Below are 14,141 nucleotides of genomic sequence, written 5' to 3' on the forward strand. Positions count from 1 at the left end.
CACGCTAGCCCACTGGTATGGATGCAACACCACTGCCAAAGGGTTACCAGGAATTAAGCGTAATCATATGTGAGACTTGCATCATAAACCACAGGCAGAATCCTGGCTGCGAGGTGGCCGACAGAGTATCTTTTACCTGTTTCATGCAATTCGGGCCGGGTTTCCCTTTCATGAAACGAGGCGATTTTCATTCCTTTCGGCGACACCGTAATCTAATCAGGTAGCACCTCCGCATGGATCTTCAGGAAAAAATCCGTACGCTTCCCACTGGGCCTGGCGTCTATCTTTACAAGAATGCCGACGAGGAGATCATCTACGTCGGTAAGGCGAAGAACCTGCGCTCCCGGGTGCGCTCGTACCTGCTGGAAGCCTCCCAGGCCAATGCCAAGACGGGATCGCTGATGCGGGAGGCGGTCGATGTGGATTACATCCTCGTCGACAACGAGCAAGAGGCTCTGGCGCTCGAAAACAACCTGATCAAGCAGCGCAAGCCTCGCTTCAACATTCTGCTGCGCGATGACAAGACCTACCCCTACGTCAAACTGACCCTGGGCGACCGCTATCCCAAGGTCTTCGTGACGCGGCGACTTCGCAAAGACGGCGGCGCCTACTACGGCCCCTACTTTCCCGGCAATCTGGCTCACCGCATCGTCGAGCTGATCCATCGCAGCTTTCTGATTCCGAGCTGCAAGGTTGACCTCTCTCGCTATCACTCGCGAGCCTGCCTGCAGTACTACATCAAGCGATGCCAGGGACCGTGCGTCGAAGGGCTGACCACTCCGGAAGCCTATCGGGAGGCGGTTCGCGATGCACAAATGTTCCTCGAAGGACGCGGGCTCGATCTGGCCAGATCGATTGAAACCCGGATGCAGGAAGCAGCCCTGAGCGAGCAGTATGAACTGGCCGCCAAGTACCGCGACCTGTTGCATACCGTCGCGCAGCTGCAGGAGAAGCAGCGTATCGCCTCCGCCGACGATGACGATGCGGATGTCTTCGGCTACCACTTTGAGAATGGCATGCTGGCCATCAACCTCTTTCATATGCGAGGCGGTAAGATCGTGGACCGGCGCGAATTCTTCTGGGAGGAGCTGCCTGAGATTCTCTCCACAGACCCGGAGGCTACGCCCGCCGGCCCACAGCCTTTTCACGCGGGCGCTTTCTTTTCCGCCTTGCTCAAGCAGCTCTACATTGACCAGCAATACGTCCCGCGCTGCATCTATGTGCCCGTCGACTTTGACGACCGGGAAGCGCTCGCTGCCCTGCTGACAGAGCGCAGCGGGAGACGCGTCGAGCTGGCCGTACCGCAGCGGGGGGAGAAACGCTCTCTTGTCGACCTGGCTGGAACGAATGCGAAGCAGAGTTACGATCAGCGCTTCCGTGTCCTCCAGCCCAGCGAGCGGGCCATTCAAAGCGCCCTGCAGGAGGCGCTCACCTTGCCGGAGCTGCCGCGCAGGATTGAGTGCTTTGACATCTCCCACATCCAGGGTGCAGAGACAGTCGCGTCGATGGTCGTGTGGGAAGACGGCGCCATGAAGAAGTCCGACTATCGGAAGTTTCAGATTAAGACGGTGGCTGGCGTAGACGATTTCGCTTCCATGCGGGAGGTTGTCACGCGGCGCTACAGGCGGATCGTCGAAGAGCAGCAGCCGATGCCGAGCCTCATTCTGATCGATGGCGGTCTCGGCCAGCTGCATGCCGCGGCCCAGGCGCTTGAAGAGATAGGCATCACTACCCAGCCCATTGCGTCGATCGCCAAGCGCGAAGAGCTCATCTACCTCTACGGGCAGGAGGACGAGCCGGTCGTGCTCGAACGCCGCTCGCCTGTCCTGCACCTCGTCCAGCGCATCCGCGATGAGTCGCACCGCTTCGCCATTACCTATCACCGCAAGCGGCGGGAGATGCGGGACCGCGACTCGGAGCTGCTGGCTGTGCCCGGTGTGGGGGCGCGAACCCGCACCCGGTTGATGGAGCACTTCGGCAGTCTGCGCAGTGTGCAGAACGCAGGGCTGGAAGCTTTAACGGCGGTAGTTCCACGTAAGACTGCAGAACAAATCTACGCGCACTTTCACCCTTCGGAGGCCACTCCGCCGGAGGTGTTTCCCATTATCAACAATCCGGTGTAGTGACATCGCGAGATGCGGCCTCTAACTTTCACCCGGCCCAAAGCACGTGGCGGCTGCTGTTGTAACCCGGCCTGTAAATTGGGACGATAGCAACTGAGAGCCGCCAATGAAATGGAAGAAAAGTTCAGGACAGAAGGATACCTTCCACCCTCCTGTGCTCCTCGTCGGTGAACCCTCCGCGGCACTCGACCGGATGGAGGCGCTACTGGCGGGAACAGGAGCTGCCATAACCCGCGCCGACAATATCTGCTACGCCGAGCTTTTTTCCGAGCAGCAATATTTCGACGCCGCCGTTTATTCGGACTCCCTCAGCGCGGAAGAGCAGATCTCGCTCGCACGAATCATGCGGGTGCGCTGGCCGTGGATGAAGCTGGTGCGGTGTACCTCGCAAGACAGCTTTACGCCGGAGCCGGGTCTTTTTGACTGTGAAGCGGAATCAGAAACAGCAGTCCCGGACTGTCTCCGGACGGCGATTTTCAGTTAGAAGCGAATCCAGACGCGCAAAAATAAATGGGACGAGGCTGTTGAGCCTCATCCCATGTTGCTAAGCGCCCCCTACGTAAACAAAGGAGCCGGCGGACTAATTAAACGGCACGCCTACTGCAGGTTGATGCGCCTGCAGCTTCTCCTTGCAAATATGCTTAAGTTCAAGGCTCGCCCGTTCCCTGAGGCTGCTGGCCAGTCCCAGTGGTTCGAAGCAATAGCTGCAGCTCTTGATGGGCTTGGCTTTAAGGCCAGCCGGCGGCAGACTTTGCGGGATTGCATGTGTGGTGGTAATGGTCGGGATCATCGCTCACTCCTGGGTAGTAGAAGGATCGAGACACCGGAGCACCATCCCGGAAGGAACTCAGGCTAGACCGTAATGGTCACGCCCTTTTGGGCCCAAGGGGACGACACGCCAGATTACGTCGCGTTAATAACCTAGATGGCAGGCTGGAAGAAAAAGTTTGCCTCGGGAGCAACTTTTTCCCTGAAAGCGGACTCGCACGGCATAGCGCCGGACGGAATCTTCGCTAATTCTTCGAGGCTAGCGTTCAAATTTTACTCAATTTGGCCGATAAGCAGGGTGGGAGAATCATTATGAACCACCCTGCACCCACCATCCCGGTCATCCTCCTCGGAGACGATGACCCCGAGGCCACAGAGCATCTTCGAGATCTCCTCGAAAGCTGGCACTATCCCGTAGAGACGCTGGACGACGGTCACGCCGTGCTTCACCGCCTGCTCGATCCCCGGCCACCGGCTGTCGCGATCCTCGATATGAACCTTCCGTCGCTGTCGGCGACCGATATTGTGGCGGAGTTTCGCCGGCGCAATCACAAGAATGCTGTCTGGATCATGTTGACGGGCAAGAATGCGGGCCCGGACGAGATCAGCTCTGCCAGCGACGCGGGCGTGGATGATTTCCTGCTGAAGCCCGTGGACGAACTTGACCTGCGGGTGCGACTGCGGACAGCAGAACGGGTGCAGTCGATCTATTCCGAACTGCACCTGCAGATGGAAGCAGTCCGTTTCCATTCCTCGCATGACCGGTTGACGGGACTGCTGAACCGGGAGGCGCTGCTGAGTGCGCTGTTTCAGGAGACAGACAGAGTGCAGCGGATGCGGACGCCTCTAACCCTCCTCCTGCTGGATCTTGACGGCTTCTCGCAGGTAAATCTCGAATACGGGTATGCCGCCGGTGACCGCATTCTGCAGGATCTGGCGCAGCGCTTTCGGCGCTATCTGCGCAGCTACGACATGGTAGGACGATGCGGCGAGGATGAGTTCCTGATGGGGCTGCCGGGATGCTCCATGGAAGACGCTGTCAGCATGGCGGAGCGCCTGCAGGAGACAGTTCTGCACCGCCCCTTTGGGCTGGAGCACGACGCAGTCACCATCTCTGCCAGCATCGGCCTGGCTCAGAGCAAAGGGCGTTCGCCCCTGGTGGTGCTTCGTGAGGCGGAGCGGGCGCTGGCAGAGGCCAAACTCAGCGGGAGAAACTGCATACGGGCCTTCGGTATGCCGGTCAACCCGGTATCCGCTCTCCGAACGCCGCTACTCGTCGGTTCCAGCCAGGTGGCGGCAGACCCGGCGCAGGCGCTCCGATCAATCTCAGGAGATTAGAATTCCGTTCAGCGACTGGACTGCAGCATCTGTTCTGCATTCTTGAGTGAGCCCTCGGTGAGCTTCGCTCCGCTCAGCATCCGGGCAAGCTCCTCCGTGCGCTGCGGTAACTCGAGCAGCCGGACGCCAGTTTTCGTGCGCCCTTGCGACTCCCGCTTCTCGATGAGAAAGTGCTGGTCCGCAAAGGCTGCGATCTGTGGCAGATGAGTGACACAGAGCACCTGCTGGCTTTCAGAAAGCGCCTTCAGCTTCCGGCCCACTGCCTCGGCTGCGCGCCCCCCTATTCCGATATCAATTTCATCGAAGACCAGGGTTCTGGGCATCTGCGTCTTGCGGCTCTTGGAATGGCTTGCGCCATCCTCGACGCTGACCTTGAGCGCCAGCAGGACCCGCGACATTTCACCACCCGAGGCAATCTCGTCGAGCGGCTTGAGCGGTTCTCCAGAATTGGTCGCGATCAGGCATTCCACCGTATCCCAGCCCTGGTCCGTCCACGCCTGAGTCTGCTGCCGCGGAGTAATCCTGACGGCAAATCTCACCTTCATCGCCAGATCGTTGATCTGCGCTTCGGCCTGCTTCTCAAGCTCTTTGGCCGCAGCAGTGCGCAGCGCGGAGAGGCCCCCTGCCGCCGACTCATAAGCGCTTGCGGCTGCTGCAAGATCGCCCTTCAATGTCTTCAACGTCTCGTCGCGATTTTCCAGTTCGGATAGCTTCAGCGCAACGTCTGCTTCGTAGGCAATGACATCTGCCAGCTGCGGCCCGTATTTTCGCTTGAGCCGGTCAAGCGCGGCCAGCCTGTCTTCAATCTCAGCGAGTCTCTCCGGCGAAGCCTGTATGCCCTCGGCATAGTCGCGCACGGTCGCGCTCACGTCCTGCACGGCCGCGCGTGCGGAGGTCAGCTGCTGTGCCTGTTCTGTGAACTGTGGGTCAAAGCGAGCCAGCTCTTCCAGCTGCTTGAGGGCCGCGCGGAGGGTGGTTTCGGCAGAGGTGCCGCTCTCGTAGAGCAGCTCATGTGCGCTCATTGCAGCCGCGTAAAGCTTCTCGGCATTGGAAAGAACCCGGCGTTCGACCTCCAGCGCCGCATCTTCGCCTTCTGCAGGATTGACTCCGCTGATTTCGCGCTGCTGAAAGCTCCACAGGTCGACCATGCGCAGACGATCCTGTTCGTCCTGCTCCAGCTCGTCGATCTTTCGCTGGATGGCGCTCCACCGATGAAAGGCCTCGCTGACGCTATCGGTCGAAATGTCCGCGTAGCGATCAAGCAGCCCGCGCTGCTGCGCCGCGTCAAAGGCTCCCAGGGTTTCGCTCTGGGCGTGCACGAGGGCCAACTCCGGCGCCAGCTGGCGCAGGACTCCGACCGTAGCGGGCTGGTTGTTGACGTAGACGCGCCCCTTGCCGTTCTGCAGAATCTCGCGACGGAGGATAATCTCGCCGCCTTCCGGGTCTATGCCGTTGGCTTCAAGCGTGGCCTCAGCTCCAGGCGTGCTCTCAAAAACGCACGCAACCACGGCGCGATCTGCCCCGTGGCGAACCATGTTGGAGGATGACTTGCCTCCCATCAGCAGGGCAAGCGCGTCGACCAGGATCGACTTCCCTGCGCCTGTCTCACCCGTAAGCAGATTCAGCCCCGGGCCAAACACAGCGATTGCATGGTCGATGACCGCATAGTTTTCAGCGCGCAGTTCGAGCAGCATGGGTGTCCTGTGCGCAGCATATCAGCCTAAGAGCTGGAATGGATGCCCCGATCGTGAAATCTAGCCAGGATGTCCAAACTGACGCTGCAGATCATGGCAGATGCCGCGGTAGTGGATGACAAATCGCGCATCCGCAAAGAGGCAGAGCGCGGCTATGGCGAGCGCCACGAGGATAGTGAAATGGCGCTGCTTCGCCAGCAGGCGAAAAGACAGCGCCATAAGAAACGCGGCAAGCATGGCCAACACCGTCACCGACGCCAGCCGGTCGCAGTAGAGGCCGTCACTGCGCATGGTAAGCGCAGCCGACGCCACCGCGACCAGAAGCGAGAGGACCAGTGCTGCCACACCGCCCATTATTCGTGCTGGCCGCTGTGCTCTGCATTCGATCCGGGCTCCGGGAAGTCCGAGTCGTTATCCTTGATCATCGGATCGGAATTGCGATGTCCGAGTTGATCCGCAAGATTGCTGTGCAGGTCGGTGCGTTTGGGCGTGTCATTCGGCGACTCGCTTTCAACCGCACCTTTATGCTCATCGCTGTCGTGATGAATAGATGTCATGAAGCTCCTCTGAAACTCAGTGATAGGCCGATGGCTTCGGCGCGGTGATCCGGACACCCATGCCATTCAGACGGCTGCGCGCCTGGGATGCTTCCGGTGTTTGAGGGTAGCGCTGGATCAGGCTCCGCATATCGCGAATTCCGGCGTCATGCTGGCCGCTGGCAAGCTCCGCCTCAGCCTTTCGCAGCTGCGCTGCAGGCGCCTTGGGGTTACCGGCGTACTGCTCCAGCACTGCATCGTAGCTCTTGATTGCATCAGGATATTTACCCTGACGGTATGCGATCTCGCCTATGTAAAACGTCGCATTCCCCGCCAGCGGCTGGTCCGGATAATTCTTGACGACATCCTCAAACTCGGATGTGGCGACGTCATAGCGGGCACTGTTGTAGTCCCGGAGCGCACCCTGGTAGAGGTCATTGATAGGGGGAGCCTGGGGCTGCGCAGGCATCTGCTGCGCTCCCTGCATCGGCATACCGCCTGGCGCTGCTCCAGCAGCACCTGACGCCGGCGGCTGGCCTGTTGCCCCACCCGGAACCTGGCTGCCTACGTTCTGCATCTGCGACTGCATGTCGCCGATTTCCTTGTCGACTTTCGCGATGCGCGTCTTCAGCTCGTCGATGGAGTCGTTGATGCCCTGCATCTGGCCCGAGAGCTGGTCGATCTTGGTGCCCCCCGATTCGTTCTGCGTCTGCACCGACTGCTGCAGCGCGGTCACCGTCTGAGACATGCGATTGACACTGTCCGCAGTCTGCTCGACCAGATGCTGCAGTACGCCCAGGCGAGAATCGTTGGAGGTCTGCATATTCTGCAGCATGTCCTGCAACTGCTGAACCTGCGTCTGCAGCTGGATGATTTCCTTTGAAACGGCGTGGGCTCGCGGCGAAGGCGCCAGCAACGCGAATGCGACTACAGCTGATAAGGGAAGCAGAGACTTTCGCATAGGAACTCTCATATGTCAGGCGCTTGCGCCCGGGATGTATCTTCGAGTTTAGTCCGAAGAGAAGAAGAAAGAATATCGTCCGATGCCCACGCCCCCCTCGGAAGCGTGGGCAATCGAGGACTTCTTAGCGATCGACCGAGAACTGAGCCCGGCGATTCTGCTGCCAGCAGCTCTCGTTATGCTCCGTGCAGAACTGCTTTTCCTTGCCGTAGCTGACCGTGCGAAGCTGGCTCGCATCGACTCCGGCATTGACCAGCGCCTGCTTGGCGGCGTTGGCGCGGTTCTCACCCAGTGCCAGGTTGTACTCCGTTGAGCCGCGCTCATCGCAGTAGCCGCCAATAACAACCTTCAGCTGCGGATGGGCCTTCAGGAAGGCTGCGTCCTGCTGAATGGTCGACTGACCGTCGCCGGTGATGTCATAGCTGTCGTAGTCGTAGAAAACATCCTTGACGTTCTGATGGAAGGTTGCATCATCAACATTGTTCTCGTTGAGATTGTTGGTGGCTGGAGGAGCGGCATTAACCGTAATCCGCGCCGTCGCATCCGTCGAACCGCCATCGCCCCGCGCAACCAGGTGATAGCTGGTCGACTCCGTCGGCTTCACATTCTGCGTCCCAGAGGTAGCAACCTGTCCCATGCCTTCAATCGAAACGTCGTTGGCGCCGGTGGTCTTCCATGTCAGCACAGCGCTGTCGCCAGCGTTGATTGTGTTCGGCGTAACGGTAATCTCAGCAGTCGGGGTGGGAGCGGTGACAGTGGGTGGCGGTGGCGGCGGTGGCGCGGCTTGCTTCTTGTGGCAGCCGGCGACAGTTAATAGTGCGACGACGCTAAGGGTGGAAACAAATATCTTGCGGTTAAGGCGTTGCACAGGTCTCCTCCTAGGGAGAATGTTGAAAAAATCGATGTCAAGAATGCGTGGGCAGCGAGGGGCTGACTGCGCATCCATTCTAAGGCAGAAAAACGAACAGTTACCTACTTCCCTTTGTCACTTCCAACTCCAGTTCGGCATCGAACTGGAGCCGTTGTGAGTCAGAGCCTGCTGCTGCGTCCCATCGGCAAGCATCGTCCATAGATCTGAATGTCCGTTGCTCTCGCGCTGGAAGACAATGTGACGGCCATCCGGCGACCACGATGGGAAGTCGTTGCGTCCCGCATCATGCGTCAATTGAACCCAGCGGTGGCTGGCGATGTCCATCACATAAATATCTTGCCCGCCGGGGGCGCCGGGGCCATATTTGCGATCCCAGGCAAAGGCGAGGAACTGGCCGTTCGGCGACCACGAAGGCGATGTGGCATAGCCGCCATCCGTCAGACGCTGCACATTGGCGCCGTCGGAGTCCATTATGTAAATCTGCGGCAGACCCGTACGCCCGCTTACCCATGCAATCTGGGAATTCGTCTTCGGATTCCATACCGGGGACACGTCGGGACCGCGGAAGGCAGTAATGCGACGCATGTTCCCGCCGCTTGCATCGCTGGTGTAGATCTCAGGATCGCCGCTCTTGTCCGAGGAGAAGGCTAGCTTTGCACCGTCGCTCGACCACGCGGGGGAAAGCGTCGTTCCGCCAGGAGAATTAAAGGCCACCATGCGGCCGAGATCCATCGAATACATGCGGATCGACCATCCGCGCCTGCCGAGTGAAGCGAAGGCAAGTCGCGAATTGTCCGGTGAAATACGTGGGGAGAGAGAGATGGTTCCGAGATGAGTGATCTCGCGCGCGCCCTGCCCGTCATAGTCCATGACGGAGATTTCCTTGTTCCCGACACGGCCGGAAACGTAGTAGATCTTCGTCTCTGCGATGCCGTTTATCCCGCCGCCAAGGCGCGAGATAATCTCATCTGCAAAACGATGGGCAATCATCCGGGCACTGTCAGCCGTCGCATTATCCGTGTATTGCTTGCCGAGGATCTGCGGGGACTGAGCATTCTTCGCGTCGAACAGCCAGCCGAAAACGGTGATCCGTCCGCTACTCACGCCGAGAGCGCCGAAGGCGACCATCTCGGCATTGGAGGGCGCAGCCGACCACTGAGAGAGATTGATCTCCTGCGGAGAGCCGGGCATCAGCGGAGGTGCCATGCTCTTGGAAACCATGTCGAAGATACCGGCATTCGACAGGTCGTTGTAAAAGGTATTGTCGAAAACGGTCTTAAGGGGATCGGTCTGCGGATCAGTTGTCGTCGGTTTAAAACTTGCCGCCGCCAATCGGATGCGTTGAACCCCTAGATTGGTGCCCGTTTTCACCCAGTCCTGGGCATGGGAGATGCCCGATCCGGCGAGACTGAAGAGCAGAAGCGCGATGAAGAATCTGATTGAAAATAGCTTGGATTTCACTTGCCTGGAGGTCCTCAATACTTTGCTCATGGGCCCTGTTATCGATTCGGCTGATCGTAGCTAAAAGTGTACTCCACACTCAGGTTACTGCCGTTATACTGCGGCGGCAGGGGACCAAAGGTGTCAACGCGCTGCACCGCGCGTACGGCGGAGGTGTCAAGCGTAGGCGAACCGCTTGACTGAGAGATACGAACATTGGTTGGCCTGCCATCCCGCCCGATGGTGAAGATCACCTTCGCAATGCGCCCGAAAGGAGTGCTCGGGCTGATCTCGTAACGGTACCAGCGGTCGTTGACAGTACGCGTGATCTGGGAGACATACCAGGGAAACCTCGACCCGAAATCGCCTCCCGTCACGTTGACGGGATTGCTTGGGCTGGGATTGCCGGACATCGAATGTGGAATCTGCGTCGCAGGAGCCTCGCCATAGTTGGCATGGTGCTGCTGAGGCTGCACCTGCGGATGCTTGGGCGGGGTCTGTGCGACCTTCTTCTGCTCTTTCTGCTTTGGCTTGGGCGGCTGCTTGACCGGAATAGGAATCGCCTTCGGTTCCGGCAACGGCGGCACCTTCGGCTCGGTATCAGCCGGAGCCGGGCTTGGCGTCTCGGTCGCCAGCACGTTCTGCGTCGGAGTCTGCTCCTGCGGAAGAGGCAGAGTCGGCGCCGAGCTTACCAGTGTTGCGGAGATGGCGCCCGGGATAGTCTGATTATTGCCCCACTCCGTGCCATGCATACGTTGCATCCACCACGTATAAAACACGAGTGACCCTATCAGCCCTGCGTGCAGCAGGAATGAGCCCACAGGCGATGCCCCGAAGGAGCGCCGTTCGAGTTCCAGTGCTGCTGCTTCCCTGCCTGCCATGCTCTACTTTGCCGCCGGGCCGTTCTGAATCGGCTGGGTCACGATGCTGATATTGGTGATGCCTGCCTGCTTGACCGCATCCATGACCGAGGCGAAAGCGCCAAAAGGAACGCGCTCATCCGCCCGCAGATAGATGACCTGATGCGCGGGGTCTTTCGCATCCGGGCCCTGCTGCTGATGCAGGCTGGCGGGCAGGTCGGCGAGGTTGATAGGTTTATCGCCGAGGTAGACCGTCTGGTCACGCGCTATGGTGACCACCAGCCTCTGCTCCGTGATCTCCTTTACCGTCCGCGTCTTGGGCACAGCCACATCTATACCGGACTGCAGCACCGGGGCGGTGAGCATGAAGATGACCAGCAGCACCAGCACGACGTCAACCAGCGGGGTGATATTGATCTCCGCCAGCGATGTCTGCGTGTGCCCTGCCCTACTGGTGAAGGCCACGCGCTGCCTCCCGCTCCATCGGGTCCTGGTTAGGCTTGAGCGACAACTCTTCCATGCTGTTCAGCAGCTCGCGTGAAAAATCGTCCATGCGCGATCCAAACTCCCGGCAACGCGCCGTGAACTGGTTATAGGCGACGACCGCGGGCACTGCCACGATCAGGCCGGCAGCTGTAGTGATGAGCGCCTCAGAGACGCCCGGAGCCACTGCGCGGAGCGTAGCCGCGCCAGCCGTACCGAGCCCATGGAAGGCATCGACGATGCCCATGATCGTGCCAAAAAGACCGATGAAGGGCGAGATAGCGCCGATGGTTGCCAGCCAGGTCAGCTTCTCTTCCATCACCGTCAGCGACTCGCTCGACGCGGTCTGCGCGGCGCGCTCAATGGCGATCACGTTCTTCGGTGGACCATAGCCTCCGGTCTGTCGCCGATACGTCTCATAGACTTCATCGAAGACGTTAACCAGGGGGCTTGGCTTGAACTGTTCGCTGACTGCAGCAATCTCCTGCAGGCGGCCTGCCTTGCGGAAGGCACGCAGGAACCGCTTGCTCTGCGCCGCAGCCCTGCGGAAGCTGGACCACTTGCCGAGAATGATCGACCAGGAGTAAAGGCTGGCAATCAGCAACAGCCCGAGCACAGCCATCGCCACGGGGCCGCTGTTGTGCAGCATTTCCACTATGGCGCTTCCCCCTGTGGGGCCGGAAGCGGCTGCTGCACCGGGGTCAACATCGGCCTGGAGCAGAAGGAATGAGAGTGCGCAAAAAATGTGTGTCATCGCGTCAGTATCAACGTTACCAGACGTCGGGCCCTGCCGCGAGGTTGCTTGAGGAGGTCAGAACCACAAATCTTACGTCTGCAAGAATCGCCGCGAGCGGGCTTCGTATCGGGCCGGTTTCGGCTGGTTCCATGGAAGGAACAACGCGTGTACTATTCGTATGTCTCAAAAAAGGTCGTGGGCATGAATCGTACGCAAAAGTTCGGGATAACCTTTTCTGCAATCATTCTTACGCTCCTTGGTTCGTCAGCCAATGGACAGGCAACGCAAGCGCCGAATATGCCGACCGTCCTCTACGGCACGGCTTATTACAACGAATACATGCCCTATGAACGACTCGATAAGGATGTCGCGCTGATGAAGGCGGCGGGCATCACCGTTGTGCGCATGGGCGAATCGACGTGGAGTCTCTGGGAGCCGGAGGACGGCCACTTCGAATACGCCTGGATGGATCGAGTGGTCGACGCCATGGGTAAGGCCGGTATCAAAGTCATTATGGGAACGCCCACGTACTCCATTCCTACATGGCTCTACCGGGAGCATCCTGAGGTGCTGGCCCGTCCTCTGGGCGGTGCGCCGGTCTTCTACGGCATGCGGCAGAACATGGACACCTCGAGTCCCACCTTCCGCTTTTATGCGCAGCGGGTCATCACAAACATGGTCTCGCATTACCGCAATAATCCAACGGTGATTGGCTGGCAGATCGATAACGAGACAACCGCCAACGGCGCTTCTAATCCCGATGTTTTTGCGGGCTTCGTCAATCATCTCAAGCAGAAATTCGGCACGACCGATGCGCTGAACAAGGCCTGGTTTCTCAACTACTGGGGCGAGGACGTGAATGGCTGGCAGAATATGCCGTCGCCTGACAGCGCCACCAGCACCAGCTACAAGTTGGAATGGTCACGTTGGCAGCAGATGGAGACGACCGACTACCTCGCCTGGCAGGCTGCCCTGGTAAGAAAGAATCGCGGTCCCAACCAATTCGTCACTCAGGACTTCGGCAGTGTCATGAAGACAAGCGTGAATGAGGAAGAGGTAGCCAAGTCTCTCGACATCGTGGCGAACAATGTCTATCACGGCACGCAGGACCACATGGATGGCGCGTGGCAGGCCGTGGAGGGCGACTTCTCTCGATCACTGAAGCACGCAAACTTCCTCATCACGGAGACGAACGCGCAGACTCTCGGCTGGGACTCGGCAGGTCAATTCCCGCCCTATGACGGACAGATGCGCCTGGATGTTTATACCGAACTGTCGAGCGGCGCGAACATGGTTGAGTATTGGCACTGGCATTCAATCCACGCCGGTCAGGAGACATATTGGAAAGGGGTTCTCAGCCACGACCTCGAACCGAATCGCGCCTATGCCGAAGTATCGAAGACCGCGCACGAACTGCAGAAGATAGGGCCTCAACTGGTTGACCTTAAGATCAAAAACCAGGTGGCCATCCTCTATAGTGTGGACTCGTCGAACGCGCTCAACTTCATGCCCATCGTTCGCACGCCCTCCAATGGTTGGACACCAGGGAAGGCGGCAGGCACCTATAACACGCTCGTCACGCAACTGCACCGCGCACTCTACATGGACAACATCGGGTCAGACTTTGTCTTTCCTGACACAAAAGACTTCTCTCAGTACAAGCTGTTGATCGTGCCGGCACTTTACATCTCGGACGATGCGCTGCTGCAGCGCATTTCAGATTATGTAAAAAATGGCGGCCATGTGCTGATGACCTTCAAGAGCGGATTCGCAAACATGAATTCAGCCGTACGCTGGGAGCGTGCGCCCGGCCCCTTGCGCGAGGCTGCAGGGTTCAACTATCAGGAGTTCTCGAACCTCGAAAAGCCACTGGCGTTGAAGGGTGATCCCTTCCATGCAGGCAGTGAAAACCAAGTAAAGGTATGGGCAGAGTTTCTGCAGCTCGAACACGCGAAGGCGCTCGCCTACTATGACCATCCCTTCTTCGGACAATGGCCTGCCATCACTCGCAACCAGTTTGGAGGCGGCAGCCTGACTTATGAGGGCACGATGCTCTCAGATGAGCTCCAGCAGCAGGTAGTCACGGATTCGCTCCACGACGCAGGCATCGCTGTCGATCAGGACGCGGCGACTTCTCCCGTGAGGATCAAGAGCGGCACGAACCGCTCCGGCAAGCTTCTCCACTACTACCTGAACTACTCAAGCGCACCGCAGCAGGTTGTCTATCATTTCGCAGCCGGACATGACCTGCTGACTTCGCAGCAGGTTTCCTCTGCTGCCACATTGAAGCTGGAGCCGTGGGGACTCGCTATCGTGGAGGAGGAGTAGCCA

General features: G+C 59.0%; 14 protein-coding genes. 4 read left to right on the forward strand and 10 right to left on the reverse strand.

All coding sequences use genetic code 11. The annotated features are described in order from the left end of the window. Positions 1–233 precede the first annotated feature (233 nt). Entirely contained in the window at positions 234–2,123 is a 1,890-nt protein-coding gene (uvrC, locus tag C7378_RS06755; protein ID WP_131993780.1) for an excinuclease ABC subunit UvrC, read from the forward strand. 106 nt (positions 2,124–2,229) lie between these two features. Further along, positions 2,230–2,607 carry a hypothetical protein gene (locus tag C7378_RS06760; protein WP_131993783.1) on the forward strand — a complete coding sequence of 126 codons (378 nt, stop codon included), beginning with the start codon at positions 2,230–2,232 and terminating at the stop codon, positions 2,605–2,607. Positions 2,608–2,703: 96 nt separating this feature from the next. On the opposite strand, the gene C7378_RS06765 is transcribed toward C7378_RS06760, so the two are convergent. Continuing rightward, positions 2,704–2,913, reverse strand: coding sequence for a hypothetical protein (locus C7378_RS06765; RefSeq protein WP_131993786.1), 210 nt, complete (start codon positions 2,911–2,913; stop codon positions 2,704–2,706). Between the two features lie 290 nt (positions 2,914–3,203). On the opposite strand from C7378_RS06765, the gene C7378_RS06770 reads away from it, so the two are divergent. Continuing rightward, positions 3,204–4,229 (forward strand): GGDEF domain-containing protein, encoded by a 1,026-nt coding sequence (locus tag C7378_RS06770; protein ID WP_131993789.1) that lies wholly within the window; start codon positions 3,204–3,206, stop codon positions 4,227–4,229. Positions 4,230–4,237: 8 nt separating this feature from the next. On the opposite strand, the gene recN is transcribed toward C7378_RS06770, so the two are convergent. From recN to C7378_RS06815, 9 genes are all read right to left on the reverse strand, one after another. Then, the gene (gene recN, locus C7378_RS06775) at positions 4,238–5,923 is read right to left on the reverse strand and encodes a DNA repair protein RecN (RefSeq protein ID WP_131993792.1); all 1,686 of its coding nucleotides are present in this window, start codon (positions 5,921–5,923) and stop codon (positions 4,238–4,240) included. 60 nt (positions 5,924–5,983) lie between these two features. Further along, entirely contained in the window at positions 5,984–6,268 is a 285-nt protein-coding gene (locus tag C7378_RS06780) for a hypothetical protein (RefSeq protein WP_131993795.1), read from the reverse strand. An 8-nt stretch (positions 6,269–6,276) separates the two neighbouring features. Further along, the gene (locus tag C7378_RS06785; protein WP_131993798.1) at positions 6,277–6,480 is read right to left on the reverse strand and encodes a hypothetical protein; all 204 of its coding nucleotides are present in this window, start codon (positions 6,478–6,480) and stop codon (positions 6,277–6,279) included. 16 nt (positions 6,481–6,496) lie between these two features. Beyond that, positions 6,497–7,420, reverse strand: a complete 924-nt coding sequence (locus C7378_RS06790) for a tetratricopeptide repeat protein (protein ID WP_131993801.1) — start codon at positions 7,418–7,420, stop codon at positions 6,497–6,499. A 124-nt stretch (positions 7,421–7,544) separates the two neighbouring features. Continuing rightward, positions 7,545–8,288, reverse strand: a complete 744-nt coding sequence (gene pal, locus C7378_RS06795; RefSeq protein WP_243648114.1) for a peptidoglycan-associated lipoprotein Pal — start codon at positions 8,286–8,288, stop codon at positions 7,545–7,547. 117 nt (positions 8,289–8,405) lie between these two features. After that, positions 8,406–9,752, reverse strand: a complete 1,347-nt coding sequence (gene tolB, locus C7378_RS06800; protein ID WP_243648115.1) for a Tol-Pal system beta propeller repeat protein TolB — start codon at positions 9,750–9,752, stop codon at positions 8,406–8,408. A 38-nt stretch (positions 9,753–9,790) separates the two neighbouring features. Next, positions 9,791–10,612: an energy transducer TonB gene (locus tag C7378_RS06805; protein WP_131993809.1), complete on the reverse strand. Its 822-nt coding sequence runs from the start codon at positions 10,610–10,612 to the stop codon at positions 9,791–9,793. A 3-nt stretch (positions 10,613–10,615) separates the two neighbouring features. After that, entirely contained in the window at positions 10,616–11,056 is a 441-nt protein-coding gene (locus tag C7378_RS06810) for an ExbD/TolR family protein (RefSeq protein ID WP_131993812.1), read from the reverse strand. After that, positions 11,040–11,828, reverse strand: coding sequence for a MotA/TolQ/ExbB proton channel family protein (locus C7378_RS06815; RefSeq protein WP_131993815.1), 789 nt, complete (start codon positions 11,826–11,828; stop codon positions 11,040–11,042). Before C7378_RS06815 ends, C7378_RS06810 begins: the two co-directional genes overlap by 17 nt. Before the next feature lie 183 nt (positions 11,829–12,011). Between C7378_RS06815 and C7378_RS06820 the strand changes: the two genes are divergently transcribed. Then, on the forward strand, positions 12,012–14,138 hold the full coding sequence (locus C7378_RS06820; RefSeq protein WP_131993818.1) for a beta-galactosidase: 2,127 nt from the start codon (positions 12,012–12,014) through the stop codon (positions 14,136–14,138). The last annotated feature ends 3 nt before the right edge of the window (positions 14,139–14,141 follow it).

The organism is Acidipila rosea (assembly GCF_004339725.1).
In the GTDB taxonomy this organism is placed as follows: Bacteria; Acidobacteriota; Terriglobia; order Terriglobales; family Acidobacteriaceae; genus Acidipila; species Acidipila rosea.

Excerpts from the sequence above, each read along its gene's own strand:
- uvrC (WP_131993780.1), top strand. The coding sequence starts at position 234 with ATGGATCTTCAGGAAAAAATCCGTACGCTTCCCACTGGGCCTGGCGTC.
- C7378_RS06760 (WP_131993783.1), top strand. The coding sequence starts at position 2,230 with ATGAAATGGAAGAAAAGTTCAGGACAGAAGGATACCTTCCACCCTCCT.
- C7378_RS06765 (WP_131993786.1), bottom strand. The coding sequence starts at position 2,913 with ATGATCCCGACCATTACCACCACACATGCAATCCCGCAAAGTCTGCCG.
- C7378_RS06770 (WP_131993789.1), top strand. The coding sequence starts at position 3,204 with ATGAACCACCCTGCACCCACCATCCCGGTCATCCTCCTCGGAGACGAT.
- recN (WP_131993792.1), bottom strand. The coding sequence starts at position 5,923 with ATGCTGCTCGAACTGCGCGCTGAAAACTATGCGGTCATCGACCATGCA.
- C7378_RS06785 (WP_131993798.1), bottom strand. The coding sequence starts at position 6,480 with ATGACATCTATTCATCACGACAGCGATGAGCATAAAGGTGCGGTTGAA.
- C7378_RS06790 (WP_131993801.1), bottom strand. The coding sequence starts at position 7,420 with ATGCGAAAGTCTCTGCTTCCCTTATCAGCTGTAGTCGCATTCGCGTTG.
- C7378_RS06805 (WP_131993809.1), bottom strand. The coding sequence starts at position 10,612 with ATGGCAGGCAGGGAAGCAGCAGCACTGGAACTCGAACGGCGCTCCTTC.
- C7378_RS06815 (WP_131993815.1), bottom strand. The coding sequence starts at position 11,828 with ATGACACACATTTTTTGCGCACTCTCATTCCTTCTGCTCCAGGCCGAT.
- C7378_RS06820 (WP_131993818.1), top strand. The coding sequence starts at position 12,012 with ATGAATCGTACGCAAAAGTTCGGGATAACCTTTTCTGCAATCATTCTT.